The sequence below is a fragment of the Pseudomonas sp. genome (assembly GCF_040514055.1).
Taxonomy (GTDB): Bacteria; Pseudomonadota; Gammaproteobacteria; order Pseudomonadales; family Pseudomonadaceae; genus Aquipseudomonas.
This window is the reverse complement of record NZ_JBEVDL010000036.1, coordinates 188,648-206,062: the sequence shown is the minus strand read 5'-3', so window position 1 is coordinate 206,062 and position 17,415 is coordinate 188,648. Positions and strand designations below refer to the sequence as shown.

Below are 17,415 nucleotides of genomic sequence, written 5' to 3'. Positions count from 1 at the left end.
TCTAGCGCAAGCGCCTTGCCCATCGGCTGCACGTGATCACCCATTCGCCCGCCTCTGTGGCTTGCGTATTCGGGCACAAGCGGGCCAGGCTAGGGGCGTGCCTAACAGGATCAACCAGGATCAGGAGCGCCCATGTTTGAATCCGCCGAGATCGGTCACCGTATCGACAAGAAAACCTTCGAGGCCGAAGAGCCCGTGCTGCGCCAGGCGCTGCTGGAGGCTCAATACCTGCTCAAGCAGCAGGGCCGTTTTGCCGTGATCGTACTGATCAACGGCGTGGAGGGCGCCGGCAAGGGCGAGACGGTCAAACTGCTCAACGAGTGGATGGATCCTCGGCTGATCCAGGTCAACACCTTCGACCAACAGACCGATGAGGAGCTGGCACGGCCACCGGCCTGGCGTTACTGGCGGCAGTTGCCGCCGAAAGGGCGCATGGGGGTGTTTTTTGGCAACTGGTATAGCCAGATGCTGCAGGGCCGGGTACACGGTCATATCAAGGACGCGGTGCTGGACCAGGCCATCGATGGCGCGAAGAACCTCGAGCGCATGCTCTGTGACGAGGGCGCGCTGATCTTCAAGTTCTGGTTCCATCTGTCCAAGGCGCAGATGAAGGCGCGCCTCAAGTCGCTGCGCAAGGACCCGTTGCACAGCTGGCGCATCAGCCCGCTAGACTGGCAACAATCGAAGACCTACGACAAGTTCGTGCGTTATGGCGAGCGGGTGCTGCGTCGCACCAGCCGTGACTATGCGCCCTGGTACGTGGTGGAGGGCGTCGATCCCGCCTACCGCAGCTTGACGGTTGGACGCATCCTGCTCGAAGGCTTGCAGGCGGCCCTCGCGGCCCAGGCCCCACCCTCGGGTCAGGCGCATGCCGCGCCGCTGACCGCCAGCCTGGACAACCGCGGGCTGCTCGACAGCCTGGACATGCGCCAGGCGTTGGCCAAGGACGTCTATGAAGCGCAGTTGGCCAGCGAGCAGGCCCGCCTGTCGCGCCTGCTGCGCGACAAGGCGTTCCGCCGCCATTCGCTGCTGGCGGTATTCGAGGGCAATGACGCCGCTGGCAAGGGCGGTGCCATTCGCCGGGTCGCCGCGGCCCTGGATCCGCGCCAATACCGTATCGTGCCGATCGCCGCGCCCACCGAGGAAGAACGCGCCCAGCCCTACCTGTGGCGCTTCTGGCGGCATATGCCAGCGCGCGGGCATTTCACCGTCTTCGATCGCTCCTGGTATGGCCGGGTGCTGGTGGAGCGGGTCGAGGGTTACTGCAGTCCGGGCGATTGGCTGCGCGCCTATGGCGAGATCAACGATTTCGAGGAACAACTGGTGGAGGCCGGGGTGGTGCTGGTGAAGTTCTGGCTGGCGATCGACGAGCAGACCCAGTTGGCGCGCTTCCAGGAGCGGGAGCAGATCCCCTTCAAGCGCTTCAAGATCACCGAAGAGGATTGGCGCAACCGCGAGAAATGGCCCGAGTACCGCGACGCCGTGGGCGATATGGTCGATCGCACCAGCACCCGGGTCGCCCCCTGGACCCTGGTGGAAGCCAATGACAAGCGGTTTGCCCGGGTCAAGGTGCTGCGCACCCTCAACGATGCCCTGGCCGCGGCCTTCGGCGACGATTGAGGCGGGGATGGTGGCGCATACGGGCGATGAATGATGATCGCCGCAGGGGCTTGGAGGGTTTTATGCTCGCGCCAAGTCATCCAGCAACGGGAGGTGTGGTATGCGGGACGTGGTGATAGTCGACAGTGTACGGACCGGCCTGGCCAAGTCCTTTCGCGGTAAATTCAATCAGACGCGCCCGGACACCCTGGCCGCCCATTGCGTCAACGCCGTGCTGGCGCGCAACGGACTGGATCCGGCCCTGGTCGAGGACTGCATCGTCGGCGCCGGGTCCAACGAGGGCGCCCAAGGCATGAACATCGGCCGCAATGTTGCGGTGCTCTCGGGGTTGGGCACCCAGGTCGCGGGCATGACGCTTAACCGTTTCTGTTCCTCGGGGCTGCAGGCGATCGCCATCGCCGCCAACCAGATCGCCTCGGGCTGCAGTGACATCCTGGTGGCGGGCGGTGTGGAGTCGATCAGCCTGACGCTCAAGAGCGTCAACACCGACCAGCTGTTCAATCCCTGGCTGAAAGAACATGTGCCGGGCATCTACTACCCCATGGGACAGACCGCCGAGATCGTCGCCCGGCGTTACCAGGTCAGCCGCGAGCAGCAGGATGCCTATGCGCTGCAAAGCCAGCTGCGCACCGCCCAGGCCCAGGCCCAGGGGCTGTTCGATGACGAGATAGTGCCGATGAACGTGCGTTATCAAGTCGAGGACAAGGCGACCGGCGAGAAACGCCTGGTCGAGGGCCTTGTCGACCGCGATGACTGCAACCGCGCCGACACCACCCTGGAGAGCCTGGCGGCGCTCAAGCCAGTGTTCGCCGAGGACGGTTCGGTGACGGCGGGCAACGCCTCGCAACTGTCCGATGGCGCTTCCATGACCCTGGTCATGAGCCTGGACAAGGCCCTGGAGCTGGGGCTAAAACCCCTGGCGTTCTTCCGCGGTTTCACGGTGGCCGGCTGCGAGCCGGATGAGATGGGAATCGGCCCGGTGTTCTCGGTGCCACGCCTGCTTAAGGCCAAGGGCCTGCAGGTCGACGACATCGACCTGTGGGAGCTCAACGAAGCCTTCGCCTCGCAGTGTCTGTATGCCCGTGACCGGCTGGGTATCGACAATGCCCGCTACAACGTCAACGGTGGCTCGATCGCCATCGGTCATCCCTTCGGCATGACCGGTTCGCGCCAGGTCGGTCACTTGGTGCGCGAGCTGCAGCGGCGCTCGCTGCGCTACGGGGTGGTCACCATGTGCGTGGGCGGCGGCATGGGTGCCAGCGGGTTGTTCGAAGCGGTACGTTAATGCACATTGTGCACCCAACAAAAAACCGCGCATAAGGCGCGGTTTTTTGTGCAGGAAGGGTCGTGCTAGAAGCCGCGGCTCTCGATGATCTCTTCAGCTTTGCGCTGGCGGCGGATATAGCTGGCGATTTCCCGCTCCGCGTCCACTCGGGTGAAATACGGACCTTCCAGGGTGCCTTCACGGGTCGAAAAAAAATAGCGACCATTGACGGCGCTGACGCGCTCGCTGCGGTAGTGCGTACCGGGGGCCGGGTCGTAAGTGCGTTGTCCGAACATGGCAAGGCTCCAAAAACGGCGGTGTCAGCGCCAGTCTAATAGCGGGGTATCGCGCTTGTTACACTTAACGACAAGTGGTTGTTTTTGGGGGATATAGCGCGAGGAGTTCGGAAGGTTCCTGGTTTTTGACGCCGTCTTAATGACGTTTTCCGCTCGCTGGGCATTACAGTTTTGACCTGGCTCGGAGGCCAACTGTCGCTGTATCGGCTCCCCTGTCTTCCCTAAAATGGAGCTCCATCGCCCTGAATGTGCAAGGCGCCTGGCTGTCTTCTTGAGGTGCTTATGCACGTGTCTTCCGGCCGCTGGCTCTATGGCCTGCTGCTCGCTTTGGTAACTGCCGTGCTCTGGGGCATCCTGCCAGTCAAGCTCACCCAAGTGCTGCAAGTGATGGACCCTATTACCGTCACCTGGTATCGGCTCTTGGTGTCGGGCCTGATCCTGTTGGGCTACCTGGCGGCGCAGCGGCGTCTGCCGCGCTTGCGGCCCCTAGGGCGTAAGGGGTTGGCCCTGCTGGGTCTGGCGATCGTAGGGCTGATCGGCAACTATGTGCTGTACCTGATCGGGCTTAAACGTCTGACCCCCGGGACCACGCAGCTGGTGATCCAGGTGGCGCCCATCCTGTTGCTGGTCAGCAGCCTGTTTATCTTTCGCGAACGCTTCAGTGCCGGCCAATGGCTGGGCCTTGTGGTCCTGCTGCTGGGCTTCGGGTTGTTCTTCAACGAACGCCTGAATGAACTGCTGACGTCGCTGAGCAGCTATACCACCGGGGTGTTGATCGTGCTGCTGGCGGCGGTGATCTGGGTTTTTTACGGCTTGGCGCAAAAGCAGCTGTTGACCCTGTGGAACTCGGTGCAGGTGATGATGGTGATCTACCTGGCCTGTGCCCTGTTGCTCAGCCCCTGGGCCCGGCCACTGCAACTGCTGGAACTCAGTGGCCTGCAGGCGGGACTATTGCTGGCCTGTTGCCTGAATACCCTGGTCGCCTATGGCGCGTTCGCCGAGGCGCTGGCCCATTGGGAAGCCTCGCGGGTCAGCGCGACCCTGGCGATCACGCCCCTGGTGACCTTCGCCGCGGTGGCCCTGGCGGCCAGCCTGTGGCCCGACCGGATACGGCCCGAGCAGATCAACCTGCTGGGCTATGCCGGCGCGGTGCTGGTGGTCCTGGGGTCAGTGCTGACTGCCATGGGGCCTTCGGTCCTGGCGAGTTGGCGCGCGTGGCGAGCGCCTCCGACCAGTCAGGGCTGAATCCTGCTCAGGCCCGACTGCCAAGCTGCTCGGCTTTGCGCAGCCAGGCTTGGCGCTGTTCCTCGGACCGCAAAGGGGTAACGCGCCTGGCGGGGCGACTGGGCCAGGGCCTGTGGACATTAGCATCGCGAGTCGCCTTGCCGCGAAGAGGGGACCAGGCCCGGCGCGTGACGCAGTTTTTGTAGGGCGGGCAGCGCCCGCGAGTGCTGGTCTCCTGCACAGGCTTGACCCAGCGCTGTACTCAGCAGGCCCGGCGGAACTGAAAGGCGGTTAAATTCGCGGGATTCTCCCGGCCTACCGAAGCGTCCCTGTGCGTAGACACGGGTAGACGCCCCAAGCCGTACTCAGGCCCGACTGCCGAGCTGCTCGGCCTTGCGCAGCCAGGCCTGGCGCTGTTCCTCGGACCGCAAAGGGGTAACGCGCCCGGCGGGGCGACTGGGCTAAGCCGTACTCAGGCCCGACTGCCGAGCTGCTCGGCCTTGCGCAACCAGGCCTGGCGCTGTTCTTCGGAGGAGGGCCGGACCGGGGCGAATTCGTTGAGGTGGCGCGTGCGGATGCCACAGACGGCCAGCGTCGCCCGGGTCATCTGGCGGTGCGCCGGCGCCCCCTGGCACCAGCGGAAATACCAGGGGGTATGGTCCAGCGTCACCAGCAGGTCGGCGGTGCGGCCTTCCAGCAGGGTGTCCAGGACCGACGAGCGATCGCGGTATTTGAAGGCGAAGCCGGGCAGCAGGATCCGGTCGAAAAAGCCCTTGAGCAAGGCCGGCAGACCACCCCACCAGACCGGGTAGACGAACACCAGGTGCTCAGCCCAATGAATCTGCCGCTGGGCTTCGAGCAGGTCCGGTTCCAGGGGTTGGCTCTGGTCATAGCCGTCGCGCAGCACCGGGTCGAAGACCATTTCACCGAGCTTCAACTGCCGCACCACATGGCCCTTGCCCCTTGCACCCAGGGCGTAGGCTTCGCCCAGGGCATGGCAGAGGCTGCTGGCTTTTGGCGTGCCGAGGATCATCAGGATGCGCTTGCCATCGCCTTCCAATGGCGTGGCGCCGGTTTTGACCGCGTCATTCATGGGTGCCGCTCTCCAGCATGGTTTCCGGGCGAACCCAGGCATCGAAATCCTCGGCGCTGACAAAGCCCAGGTCAAGCGCCGCCTCGCGCAGGGTGGTGCCCTGGGCATAGGCCTGCTTGGCGATCTGCGCGGACTTGTCATAGCCGATGTGCCGGTTCAGCGCGGTGACCAGCATCAGGCCCCTGGTCAGGTGCGCGTGCATTTGCGCGGTGTCGGGCTCCATGCCGGCGACGCAGTGGCGTTGGAAGTTGCGACAGCCGTCGGCCAACAGACGGATCGACTGCAGCAGCGTGTGGATGATCACCGGCTTGAATACGTTGAGTTGCAGATGACCCTGGCTGGCGGCAAAGCCCAGGGTGACATCATTGCCCAGCACCTGGCAGGCCAGCATCGACAAGGCTTCGCATTGGGTCGGATTGACCTTGCCCGGCATGATGGAACTGCCCGGCTCGTTGGCCGGCAGCCTGACCTCGGCGAAACCCGCGCGGGGGCCGGAGCCGAGCAGGCGCAGGTCATTGGCGATTTTCATCAGGGTCACGGCCAGGGTCTTCAGTGCACCGGACAGGGCAACCAGGGGTTCGTGGCCGGCGAGGGCGGCGAACTTGTTCGGCGCGCTGACCAGCGGCAGACCACTCAGGGCTGCCAGCTCGGCGGCCATGGCTTCGCCAAAGCCTTTTGGCGCGTTCAGGCCGGTGCCCACGGCGGTGCCGCCCTGGGCCAGTTCACAGACCGCCGGCAGCGTCGCGCGCACGGCGTGCTCGGCGTAGCCCAATTGGGCGACGAAGGCCGACAGTTCCTGGCCGAAGGTCATCGGGGTGGCGTCCATCAGGTGGGTGCGCCCGGTCTTGAGCACCTGGGCGTGTCGACTGGCTTGTTCGGCCAGGCCGCCGGACAACTCGGCCAGGGCCGGTAGCAGCTCGTGGTGCACCGCCTGCAGCGCGGCGATATGCATGGCGGTGGGGAAACTGTCGTTGGAACTTTGCGCGCGGTTGACGTGGTCGTTGGGGTGCACCGGAGCCTTGCCGCCCCGGCCCTGGCCGGCCAGCTCATTGGCCCGCCCGGCGATGACTTCGTTGACGTTCATATTGCTTTGCGTGCCGCTCCCGGTCTGCCAGACCACCAGTGGAAATTGCTGGTCGTGTTGGCCGGCAAGCACCTCGTCGGCGGCCTGTTCGATCAGCCGGGCCAGGTCCGGCGCCAGCTCACCGATGCGGTCGTTGACCCGCGCGGCGGCTTTCTTGATCAGGGCCAGCGCATGCACCACGGCCAGGGGCATGCGCTCCTCGCCAATGGCGAAATTGATCAGCGAGCGTTGGGTCTGTGCGCCCCAGTACGCCTCGTCGGCGACTTCGATAGTGCCCAGGCTGTCGGTTTCGGTGCGGCTCATGCGGTGCTCTCCATAAGGACTCGGCGCAGTTTAGGCCTTTACCAGCGGTGGCAGTTCATTACACGCATGCCCATGCCCCTTCGCCGGCATACCTGTGGTCAGGGTGCATTGGCCGTCGCGCGCACCGCTGCCGTAGATCCGGTGGTTGAGCAGGGCAACCGGTTGGGAGCAAAATAGGTTTTTTGCGGTCTACTCACCTCTTCCCCTACTCAGGATTTGCCAATGCGCCGTCTCAATACCCTCTGTGTCGCTGTTCTGCTGGCTTGCACCACCGGCCTGGCGCAGGCCGATGCGAAAAGCCACGCCGCCGATGCCGAGCGGGTACTCAAGCTGGCCGGTGCCGATAAACGCGCGGTGCCACTCTACGCCCAGGTGCAGAGCATGTTCGCCCAGCGCTTCGCCCAGGCCCAGGGCCCCGAGAGCAAAAAAGCCTTGCTGGAAAGCTACCAGGCCAAAGGCAACGCGGCCCTGGACAAGGCCGTGGGTTGGGACAAACTCAAGCCCGACCTGATCACCCTCTACACCAAGACCTTCAGTGAACAGGAACTCAAGGACCTGATCGCCTTCTACGAATCGCCGCTGGGCAAAAAAATGCTGACAAGCATGCCCGCGCTGACCGAACAGTCGGCCAAGATGGCGCAAGCGCGGCTCGAAGCCACCGGCGTACCGGAAGTCAACAAGCTGCTGGCCGACATGACCGCCGAGCTGCAACCCGCCGCGAAGCCCGCCGCAAAACCCTGATAGCCCTGGGCGAAGCCCCGGGCTGCCTGGTCGCTTCGCCGTTTTCTGCACACTGTCTGCAATGGGGTCAACCATGTCCAAGCGCGAACGTCTCCACTCGGCCCTGATGGCCCTGGAGCCCCGGCATCTCGAGGTGCTGGATGAGAGCCATCTGCACAGTCGAGGGCTGGAAACCCACTACAAGGTGGTGCTGGTCAGCGACCTGTTCGCCGGCTTGAACGCGGTCAAGCGTCACCAACGGGTCTACGCCACCCTGGCTGAGCTGATGGGGCAGGTGCATGCCCTGGCCCTGCACACCTATACACCCGATGAGTGGGCACCCTTGGCTGCGGCGCCGGCCTCGCCCACCTGCCGCGGTGGCAGCCAGGGCTAGGCGCAGCCCCTTACTGCGAGCGGGTCTGTTAAACTGCCGCGGCAAAAATTTCCCTTGTCACCTCACCCGGTCCGCCCTTTACGCGGGCGACCACCTGGAGAACGTCCATGACCCGCCCCATCGTGGTGGCGGCGCTGTACAAGTTCGTCACCCTGACGGACTACCTGGCGCTGCGCGAACCCCTGCTCGAGGCCATGCTGGCCAACGGTATCAAAGGCACCTTGCTGATCGCCGAGGAAGGTATCAACGGTACCGTCTCCGGCAGCCGCAACGGCATCGATGGCCTGCTCGCCTGGCTCAAGGGCGATCCGCGTTTCGATGACCTCGATCACAAGGAGTCCTACTGCGACGAACAGCCCTTCTATCGCACCAAGGTCAAGTTGAAGAAGGAAATCGTTACCCTCGGCCTGCCCGGCGTCGACCCCAACCAGCGCGTGGGTACCTATGTTGAGCCGCGGGATTGGAATGCGCTGATCGACGACCCTGAAGTGTTGCTGATCGACACCCGCAATGACTACGAAGTGGCGATCGGCAGCTTCGAGGGCGCGGTCGACCCCAAGACCGAGAGCTTTCGCGATTTTCCCAGCTACATCCAGGCCCATTTCGACCCGGTTCGCCACAAGAAGGTGGCAATGTTCTGCACCGGCGGCATCCGCTGCGAAAAAGCCTCCAGCTATATGCTGGGCGCCGGGTTCGAGGAGGTCTATCACCTCAAGGGTGGCATCCTCAAATACCTCGAGGAAGTGCCCGAGACGCAAACGCGTTGGCGTGGCGACTGTTTTGTCTTCGACAACCGGGTCACCGTCCGCCATGACCTCAGCGAGGGCGAGTATGACCAGTGCCACGCCTGCCGCATCCCGATTTCCGTGGAGGACCGCCAGTCGCCGCACTATGTGCTGGGCATCAGCTGCCCACGCTGCTGGGATTCGCTGAGCGAAAAAACCCGCAGCAGCGCGCGCGAGCGGCAAAAGCAGATCGAGCTGGCCAAGGCGCGCAACCAGCCGCACCCGCTGGGCTACAATGCGCGCCTCGCTTCAGAGAACTGAGCCATGCCCGCACGCCTGCTCTATGTGATGGACCCGATGTGTTCCTGGTGCTGGGGATTCGGCCCGGTCATCGAGGCGCTGGCGGCACAGGCCGAGGCCTGTGATGTGCCGCTGCACCTGATCGTCGGCGGCTTGCGCCGCGAGCGGGCGGCGTTGGAGCCGGCCGCGCGAGTGCGCATCCTCGGCTATTGGCAGGCGGTCAACGCCAGCACCGGTCAGTTGTTCAATTTCGAGGCTGGGCTGCCCGAGGGTCTGGTGTATGACACCGAGCCCGCCTGCCGCGCCTTGGTCACCGCCCGCCAACTTGACCCACAGAGCGTCTGGCCTCTGGCCAGGCGTATCCAGGAAGCCTTCTACACCGAGGGCCAGGACGTCACTCAGGCGCCGGTGCTGGTGCGCCTGGCCGAGCAGGCCGGGATTCCGCGCATCGAGTTCGCCGAGGCGTTCGACAGCGCGGCGGCGCAGGCCGCCACGGCCAAGGATTTTGCCTGGGTCCAGGACCTGGGCATCGCCGGCTATCCGACGCTGCTGGCTGAGCGCAACGGTCAGTTGGCGCTGTTGACCAATGGCTATCGTTCGCTGGATGAATTGGCGCCTTTGCTGGCACGTTGGCTCGATCGCGCCACGCATGACTGATCGCCTTAGCTGGGCGCACATTCGCCAGTTGGCTCTGCGGCATAAAAAGGCCCTGTGGCTGGCCAATGGCGTGGCGCTGCTGGCAACCCTGTGCAGCGTGCCGATTCCGCTGCTGCTGCCGTTGTTGGTGGACGAGGTGCTGCTGCGCGATGGCACCGCCGCGCTGCAGGTCATGGACCGGTTGCTGCCCACTGCCTGGCAGGCCGCGCCCGGCTATATCGGCCTGATGGTGGGCGTGACGCTGCTGCTGCGCTGTTCGGCGCTGGTGTTCAACGTGCTGCAGGCCCGCTTGTTCGCCCGCCTGTCGAAGGACATCGTCTACCGCATTCGCCTGCGCCTGATCGAGCGCCTCAAGCGCATCTCCCTGGGGGAGTACGAGAGCCTGGGCGGTGGCACCGTCACCACGCATCTGGTGACCGACCTGGACACCCTGGATAAATTCGTCGGCGAAACCCTCAGCCGGTTCCTGGTGGCCATGCTCAGCCTGACGGGTACCGCGGCCATTCTGCTGTGGATGCACTGGCAGCTGGCGCTATTAATCCTGCTGTTCAATCCGTTGGTGATCTACGCCACGGTGCAGTTGGGCAAGCGGGTCAAGCACCTGAAGAAACTGGAAAACGACAGCACCTCGCGTTTCACCCAGGCGTTAACCGAGACCCTGGAGGCGATCCAGGAAATCCGCGCCGGCAACCGCCAGGGCTTCTTCCTCGGCCGGCTCGGGGTGCGTGCGCGGGAGGTGCGCGACTATGCCGTGGCTTCGTTGTGGAAAACCGATGCTTCAAGCCGCGCCAGTGGCCTGCTGTTCCAATTCGGTATCGATATCTTCCGCGCGGCGGCGATGCTCACCGTGTTGTTCTCCGACCTGTCGATCGGCCAGATGCTGGCGGTGTTCAGCTACCTCTGGTTTATGATCGGGCCGGTGGAGCAATTGCTGAACCTGCAGTACGCCTTCTACGCCGCCGGTGGTGCCCTGAGCCGCATCAACGAGCTGCTGGCCCGCCAGGACGAGCCGCAGTATCCCGGCGGCGCCGACCCTTTCGACGGGCGCACCACGGTCGACATCGAGGTGCGAGGGCTGAGTTTCGCCTACGCCGACGAACCCGTCCTCGAGCAGCTGAACCTGAGCATCGCGGCGGGCGAAAAAGTCGCCCTGGTCGGTGCCAGCGGCGGGGGCAAAAGCACCCTGGTACAACTGCTGTTGGGCCTGTATACCCCCCAGGCCGGTAGCATCCGTTACGGCGGCAGTAGCCTGGAGGACATCGGCCTGGGCACCGTGCGGGAACACGTCTCGGTGGTGCTGCAACACCCGGCGCTGTTCAACGACACGGTGCGCGCCAATCTGTGCATGGGTCGCGAACGCAGCGACAGCGCCTGTTGGCGGGCGCTGCAGATCGCCCAGCTGGCCGACACCATCGGCGCCTTGCCCCAGGGCCTGGACAGCGTGGTCGGGCGCTCCGGGGTGCGCCTGTCCGGTGGCCAGCGCCAGCGCCTGGCCATTGCCCGCATGGTGCTGGCCGAGCCCAAGGTGGTGATTCTCGATGAGGCCACCTCGGCCCTGGACGCTGCCACCGAGCATGCCCTGCACCGGGCCCTGGGCGAGTTCCTGCAAGGCCGCACCACCCTGATCATCGCCCACCGCCTGAGCGCGGTGAAACAGGCCGATCGGGTCCTGGTGTTCGACGGCGGCCGGGTGGCGGAGCAGGGCGAGCATCGCCAGCTGATCGCCGAAGGCGGGTTGTACGCCAAACTCTACGGTCATCTGCAGCAGTAACCCGGAACCGCTCAAGGCGTTTGAGTCCTGGGGCAGGGTGGTTGCAGCGTTTTTCGGGTCTGTCGTGGCACGCTGTCGCACCATCTTGTAAATAATTCGTTACGTATCTGGGGGCTGACGACCCCCCAACGGGCGTGGCGGCAGGGGTGTAACGCAAACCTGCCAATGCGCCAATTCGGCGGGGCGCCGGGTACCGGACACGGGCTTGTCGGGCGTCGACACCTCAGTTGTGATGGGGGCATCGCGCTGCCTATGGGTGGCGACCCCATCTGCCCAGGAGGTTGAATGAACGCCGTGAACGCCATCAAGACTGTGGAAAAAATCGAGGAGCACAACCCCATTGGCACCGACGGGTTCGAGTTCGTCGAATACACCGCGCCGACCGCCGAAGGCATTCAGCAGTTGCGCGGGCTGTTCACCGCCATGGGCTTTACCGAGACCGCCAAACACCGCTCCAAGGAAGTCTTCCTGTTCCAGCAGAATGGCATCAACTTCGTGCTCAACGGCAGCCCCACCGGCCATGTCCGTGCCTTCGCCGAAAAGCACGGCCCCAGCGCCTGCGCCATGGCGTTCCGGGTGAAGAATGCCGCCCAGGCCGCCGCCTATGTCGCCTCCCAGGGCGCCACCTTGGTGGGCAGCCACGCCAATTTTGGCGAGCTGAACATCCCCTGCGTCGAAGGCATTGGCGGCTCGCTGCTGTACCTGGTAGACCGTTACGGCGACAAGTCCATCTATGACGTGGATTTCGAGTACATCCCGGGCCGCACGCCTCTGGACAATGCCGTGGGCCTGGTCGAGCTCGATCATCTGACCCATAACGTCAAGCGCGGGCAGATGAACACCTGGTCGGGGTTCTACGAGCGCATCGCCAATTTCCGCGAAATCCGCTACTTCGACATCGAAGGCAAGCTCACCGGCCTGGTGTCCCGCGCCATGACCGCGCCGTGCGGCAAGATCCGCATCCCGATCAACGAATCGTCCGACGATAAATCCCAGATCGAGGAATTTATCCGCGAGTACCAGGGCGAAGGCATCCAGCATATCGCCCTGGCCAGTGACGACATCTACGAGACCGTGCGCAAGCTGCGGGCCAATGGTGTCGACTTCCTCAGCACCCCAGACACCTATTATGAAAAGGTCGACCAGCGGGTCGCCGGGCACCAGGAATCGACCGCGCTGCTGCGTGACTTGAGTATCCTGATCGATGGCGCGCCGGGCGACGATGGGATCCTGCTGCAGATTTTCACCCACACGGTGATTGGCCCGATCTTCTTCGAGATCATCCAGCGTAAGGGCAACCAGGGCTTTGGCGAGGGTAATTTCAAGGCCCTGTTCGAGTCCATCGAAGAAGACCAGCTGCGCCGTGGCGTGATTTCCGCCGACTGAGCCGCTGGCCTGATCCTGGCGCCTCCCCTGGGTGGGGCGCCGGGCACGAGTTCATCACAGGAGATCGGCCATGAGCCGCAACTGGATCCGTTTCCCCCTGCAAGAGGGCGAGTGTTCGCGCCAGGCCCATTGCGACCTGCCGGCGGGCACCTACGAGCGCGAGATGGGCCGCGAAGGCTTTTTCGGCCCGGCCTCGCACCTGCACCATAAACACCCGCCCACAGGCTGGGTCGATTGGCAGGGCCCGCTGCGCCCCCATGCCTTCAACCTCAACCAGGTGCCCAGCGAACAGGATTGCCCCTTCGCCGCACCGCTCACCCTGCATAACAGCGACGTCAAGTTGCGGGTGTGGAAGTGCAACACGGCCATGGGCCATCTGGTGCGCAATGGCGACGGGGACGACCTGTTGTTTATCCATGAGGGCGCCGGGCATTTTTTCTGCGACTTCGGCCACCTGGAATACCGCGACGGCGATTACCTGATGGTGCCGCGCGGCACCGCCTGGCGGATCGAACCGACTGCCGCGACCTTTATGCTGCTGATCGAAAGCACCGACGGCGCCTACCAGCTACCGGACAAGGGCCTGGTCGGTCCCCATGCGATCTTCGATGCGGCGGTACTCGAGCATCCGCGCCTGGACGAGCGTTTCAAGGCCCAGCAGGACGAGAATCCCTGGCAGATCCGCATCAAGCGGCGCAACCAGATCAGCACCGTGACCTACCCGTACAACCCCCTGGATGTGATCGGCTGGCACGGCGACAACACCGTGGTGCGCCTGAACTGGCGGGATATCCGGCCGCTGGTGAGCCATCGCTACCACCTGCCGCCCTCGGCCCATACCACCTTCGTGGCTAATGGTTTCGTGGTTTGTACCTTCTGCCCGCGGCCGATCGAGTCCGACCCGGGCGCGCTCAAGGTGCCGTTCTACCACAACAACGACGACTATGACGAAGTGCTGTTCTACCACCGTGGCGACTTCTTCAGCCGCGACAATATCGAGGCCGGCATGGTCACCTTCCACCCTTGCGGGTTTCCCCACGGGCCGCACCCCAAGGCGTTGAAGAAGAGCCAGGAAAACCCCGGCACCTTCGCCGACGAAGTGGCGGTGATGATCGATACCCGCCGTGGGCTGGAAATCGGCGAGGCCGCCGCAGCCGTCGAAGTGCACGCTTATGTTGATTCCTGGAAAGCTCCAGGCAAGGATTCCCAATGAAACTCGCTTCGTTGAACACTGGCCGTGACGGCCAGCTGGTAGTGGTCTCCCGTGACCTGGCCCGCGCCGTCGCGGTGCCCGCTATCGCCGCCACCTTGCAGGCCGCGTTGGACGACTGGGCGCTGCAGCGCCCGCGTCTGGAGGCGGTGTACCAGCGCCTGAACGACGGCCTCGAAGGCGCCGCCTTCGTTTTCGACCAGACGGCCTGCGCCAGCCCGCTGCCGCGGGCCTATCACTGGGCGGATGGCAGCGCCTATGTCAACCACGTGGAGCTGGTGCGCAAGGCCCGGGGCGCGGAGATGCCGGAGTCCTTCTGGCACGACCCGCTGATCTACCAGGGCGGTGCCGACACCTTTATCGCGCCGCGCGCGCCCATCCGCATGGCCGACGAGGCCTGGGGCATCGACCTGGAGGCCGAATTGGCGGTGATCAGCGACGACGTGCCCATGGGCGCCACCGCGGCCGAGGCCGCCGGGCATATCCAGTTGCTGATGCTGGTCAACGATGTCTCGCTGCGCAATCTGATCCCCGGCGAGCTGGCCAAGGGTTTTGGTTTCTATCAAAGCAAACCCTCGTCGAGTTTCTCGCCGGTGGCGGTCACCCCGGATGAACTGGGCGACCACTGGAAGGATGGCAAGGTACAGCGCCCGCTGGTCTCGCAGATCAATGGCCAGCTGTTCGGTCAGCCGGATGCTGGGGTGGACATGACGTTCAATTTCCCGACCCTGCTGGCCCACGCGGCCAAGACCCGCGCCCTGGGCGCCGGCACCATCATCGGTTCGGGCACCGTGTCGAACTACGACCGCAGCGCCGGTTCCTCCTGCCTGGCGGAAAAACGCATGCTGGAGATCCTCGAGTTCGGCGAGGCGAAAACCCCCTACCTGAAGTTTGGCGACCGGGTCCGTATCGAAATGTTCGATGCCAGTGGCGCCAGCATCTTCGGCGCCATCGACCAAGTCGTGGAGCGTTATGAGCACTGAGTTGCTGCTCTACGGCTACTGGCGCTCCAGTGCCGCCTACCGAGTGCGCATCGCCCTTAATCTCAAGGGCCTGGCGTACCGCCAGGTGCCGGTGCACCTGGTGCAGGACGGCGGCCAGCAGCATGCACCGGCGTACCGCGCGCTCAATCCCCAGGGGTTGCTGCCGCTGTTGGTCGACGGTGAGACCAAGGTCGCCCAATCGCTGGCGATCCTCGAATACCTGGAGGAGGTGTTCCCGGTGCCGGCACTGTTGCCCGCCGACCCGGCGCAACGGGCGCAGGTGCGGGCATTGGCCCTGCATATCGCCTGCGATATCCACCCACTGAACAACCTGCGGGTGCTGCAGTACCTGTCCGGTCCCCTGGGGGTGGCGCAGGAGGCCAAGGACGCCTGGTACCGGCACTGGGTCGAGCTCGGGTTGGCCGCCGTGGAACAGGGCCTGGCGGAGCTGCCGGGGGCCTTGTCCCTGGGCGAGCGGCCGGGCTACCTGGAAGCCTGCCTGATCCCGCAGGTCTACAACGCACGGCGCTTCGATTGCGACCTGGGCGGCTGTCCGCGCATTCTCGAGGTGGTGGCACGTTGCGAGTCCCTGGCCGCCTTTGCCACTGCAGCGCCCGAGGTGCAGCCCGACGCGATGCCCTAGATGTTGCCGCCCAAGCCACCCGTTCCAGGCGCATCTAGGGTGGCGGTGCGCCGTTTAGCGCCAGCCCACCGCGAGTGACCGCGACCTGCAGTATGTCGCGCTTGTCTTCGCTGTGACTTCGGCGGCCGTCCGCGCATCCCCCAGTGGGCATGCTGTCCGATACGCCTTCGCCATACCCCGTTTACCCCCAGGCCTACCCGCCTGAACCCAGCGCCGCCGCGCCACAAGCGCAGCGGTTTCGATCCCGTCACGGACAACAATAAACAGGTGACGTAATGACCTCTGATTCGCCTCACGCGGGCCAGCTCAAACGCGGCTTGAAAAATCGCCATATCCAACTGATCGCCCTGGGCGGCGCCATCGGTACCGGTTTGTTCCTCGGCTCGGCCGGGGTGCTGAAGTCTGCCGGGCCGTCGATGATCCTCGGTTACGCCCTCTGCGGCTTTATCGCGTTTCTGATCATGCGCCAGCTCGGCGAAATGATCGTCGAGGAGCCGGTGGCCGGCTCCTTCAGCCATTTCGCGCACACATACTGGGGCGGCTTTGCCGGTTTCCTGTCGGGCTGGAACTGCTGGGTGCTGTATATCCTGGTGGGCATGTCCGAGTTGACAGCGGTCGGCAAGTACATTCATTTCTGGTGGCCGGAGGTGCCGACCTGGGCCACGGCGGCGCTGTTCTTCCTGGTGGTCAACGCGATCAACCTGACCAACGTCAAACTCTTCGGTGAGGCTGAATTTTGGTTCGCCATGATCAAGGTGGTGGCTATCGTCGGCATGATCCTGCTCGGCTGCTGGTTACTGTTCAGCGGCGCCGGCGGCGAGCAGGCGACGGTGACCAACCTGTGGCGCCACGGTGGTTTCTTCCCCAACGGCGTCGGCGGCCTGGTGATGGCCATGGCCTTTATCATGTTCAGCTTTGGTGGCCTGGAGATGCTTGGCTTTACCGCGGCGGAGGCCGAGCAGCCCAAGCAGGTGATTCCCAAGGCAATCAACCAGGTGATCTGGCGGATCCTGATCTTCTACGTCGGCGCGTTGATCGTGCTGCTGTCGCTAAGTCCCTGGAATGCCCTGCTGCAAAGCATCAACAGCGCGGGCGACCCGTACAGCGGCAGCCCGTTCGTGAAGATTTTCGCCCTGATCGGCAGCGACACGGCGGCGCATGTCCTCAACTTCGTGGTGCTCACCGCCGCGCTGTCAGTCTACAACAGCGGTACCTACTGCAACGGCCGCATGCTGGTGGGCCTGGCCGAGCAGGGCGATGCACCCAAGGCGCTGGCCAAGGTCGATGCGCGCGGTGTGCCGGTGCGCGCCCTGGTGGTCTCCGCCCTGGTCACCGTGCTGGCGGTGCTGGTCAACTACCTGATGCCGAAGGATGCCCTGGAGCTGCTGATGTCGCTGGTGGTGGCGGCCCTGGTGATCAACTGGGCGATGATCAGCTATTCGCACCTGAAGTTCCGCCGTCACCTGGATGCCCTGGGCGCCCGCAGCAGCTTCCGTGCCTTCTGGTTTCCCTACGGTAACTACCTGTGCCTGGCCTTCGTGCTGTTTATCCTCGGTGTGATGCTGCTGATTCCGGGCATCCAGGTGTCGGTCTACGCCATCCCGGTGTGGTTGCTGGTCATGTGGGGTTGCTACCGGTTGAAGCTGGCCAGGCAGGCCATGCCGGCGCGTGGTGCGACTCGTTACGAAGCGGGCTAAGGAGCGCCCAAGGCCCGTTAGGCCGATGGGATAGCGGCGAGAAGG

16 protein-coding genes are annotated in these 17,415 nt (G+C 64.4%); 13 read left to right on the top strand and 3 right to left on the bottom strand.

What is annotated here, in order from left to right; all coding sequences use genetic code 11:
• The first annotated feature begins 132 nt into the window (after positions 1–132).
• Complete coding sequence (pap, locus tag ABWY06_RS09680) at positions 133–1,620, top strand: polyphosphate:AMP phosphotransferase (protein ID WP_353925356.1); 1,488 nt, start codon at positions 133–135, stop codon at positions 1,618–1,620.
• Positions 1,621–1,720: 100 nt separating this feature from the next.
• Entirely contained in the window at positions 1,721–2,905 is a 1,185-nt protein-coding gene (locus ABWY06_RS09675) for a thiolase family protein (RefSeq protein WP_353925355.1), read from the top strand.
• Positions 2,906–2,970: 65 nt separating this feature from the next.
• Here ABWY06_RS09675 and ABWY06_RS09670 read toward each other — a convergent pair whose 3' ends face one another.
• Positions 2,971–3,180: a DUF6316 family protein gene (locus ABWY06_RS09670; protein ID WP_353925354.1), complete on the bottom strand. Its 210-nt coding sequence runs from the start codon at positions 3,178–3,180 to the stop codon at positions 2,971–2,973.
• A 282-nt stretch (positions 3,181–3,462) separates the two neighbouring features.
• Between ABWY06_RS09670 and ABWY06_RS09665 the strand changes: the two genes are divergently transcribed.
• Positions 3,463–4,425, top strand: coding sequence for a DMT family transporter (locus ABWY06_RS09665; RefSeq protein ID WP_353925353.1), 963 nt, complete (start codon positions 3,463–3,465; stop codon positions 4,423–4,425).
• 451 nt (positions 4,426–4,876) lie between these two features.
• Here the strand turns inward: ABWY06_RS09665 and ABWY06_RS09660 are convergent, their stop codons facing one another.
• Positions 4,877–5,497: an NAD(P)H-dependent oxidoreductase gene (locus ABWY06_RS09660; RefSeq protein WP_353925352.1), complete on the bottom strand. Its 621-nt coding sequence runs from the start codon at positions 5,495–5,497 to the stop codon at positions 4,877–4,879.
• Positions 5,490–6,884 (bottom strand): class II fumarate hydratase, encoded by a 1,395-nt coding sequence (locus ABWY06_RS09655; RefSeq protein ID WP_353925351.1) that lies wholly within the window; start codon positions 6,882–6,884, stop codon positions 5,490–5,492. The genes ABWY06_RS09660 and ABWY06_RS09655 overlap by 8 nt, the downstream gene beginning before the upstream one ends.
• A gap of 222 nt (positions 6,885–7,106) precedes the next feature.
• Between ABWY06_RS09655 and ABWY06_RS09650 the strand changes: the two genes are divergently transcribed.
• The 10 genes from ABWY06_RS09650 (at position 7,107) to ABWY06_RS09605 (ending at position 17,370) form a co-directional block, all read left to right on the top strand.
• Entirely contained in the window at positions 7,107–7,625 is a 519-nt protein-coding gene (locus ABWY06_RS09650) for a DUF2059 domain-containing protein (RefSeq protein WP_353925350.1), read from the top strand.
• Between the two features lie 73 nt (positions 7,626–7,698).
• Entirely contained in the window at positions 7,699–7,998 is a 300-nt protein-coding gene (locus ABWY06_RS09645; protein ID WP_353925349.1) for a BolA family protein, read from the top strand.
• 107 nt (positions 7,999–8,105) lie between these two features.
• Positions 8,106–9,044: an oxygen-dependent tRNA uridine(34) hydroxylase TrhO gene (gene trhO, locus ABWY06_RS09640; RefSeq protein WP_353925348.1), complete on the top strand. Its 939-nt coding sequence runs from the start codon at positions 8,106–8,108 to the stop codon at positions 9,042–9,044.
• A gap of 3 nt (positions 9,045–9,047) precedes the next feature.
• Positions 9,048–9,680 (top strand): DsbA family protein, encoded by a 633-nt coding sequence (locus ABWY06_RS09635; protein ID WP_353925347.1) that lies wholly within the window; start codon positions 9,048–9,050, stop codon positions 9,678–9,680.
• On the top strand, positions 9,673–11,451 hold the full coding sequence (locus ABWY06_RS09630) for an ABC transporter ATP-binding protein (protein WP_353925346.1): 1,779 nt from the start codon (positions 9,673–9,675) through the stop codon (positions 11,449–11,451). Before ABWY06_RS09635 ends, ABWY06_RS09630 begins: the two co-directional genes overlap by 8 nt.
• Positions 11,452–11,754: 303 nt before the next feature.
• Positions 11,755–12,837: a 4-hydroxyphenylpyruvate dioxygenase gene (gene hppD, locus ABWY06_RS09625; RefSeq protein WP_353925373.1), complete on the top strand. Its 1,083-nt coding sequence runs from the start codon at positions 11,755–11,757 to the stop codon at positions 12,835–12,837.
• 70 nt (positions 12,838–12,907) lie between these two features.
• Positions 12,908–14,050 carry a homogentisate 1,2-dioxygenase gene (locus tag ABWY06_RS09620; protein ID WP_353925345.1) on the top strand — a complete coding sequence of 381 codons (1,143 nt, stop codon included), beginning with the start codon at positions 12,908–12,910 and terminating at the stop codon, positions 14,048–14,050.
• Positions 14,047–15,030 carry a fumarylacetoacetate hydrolase family protein gene (locus ABWY06_RS09615; protein ID WP_353925344.1) on the top strand — a complete coding sequence of 328 codons (984 nt, stop codon included), beginning with the start codon at positions 14,047–14,049 and terminating at the stop codon, positions 15,028–15,030. The genes ABWY06_RS09620 and ABWY06_RS09615 overlap by 4 nt, the downstream gene beginning before the upstream one ends.
• Positions 15,020–15,673 (top strand): maleylacetoacetate isomerase, encoded by a 654-nt coding sequence (gene maiA, locus ABWY06_RS09610; protein ID WP_353925343.1) that lies wholly within the window; start codon positions 15,020–15,022, stop codon positions 15,671–15,673. The genes ABWY06_RS09615 and maiA overlap by 11 nt, the downstream gene beginning before the upstream one ends.
• A gap of 275 nt (positions 15,674–15,948) precedes the next feature.
• Positions 15,949–17,370, top strand: a complete 1,422-nt coding sequence (locus ABWY06_RS09605; protein WP_353925342.1) for an amino acid permease — start codon at positions 15,949–15,951, stop codon at positions 17,368–17,370.
• The last annotated feature ends 45 nt before the right edge of the window (positions 17,371–17,415 follow it).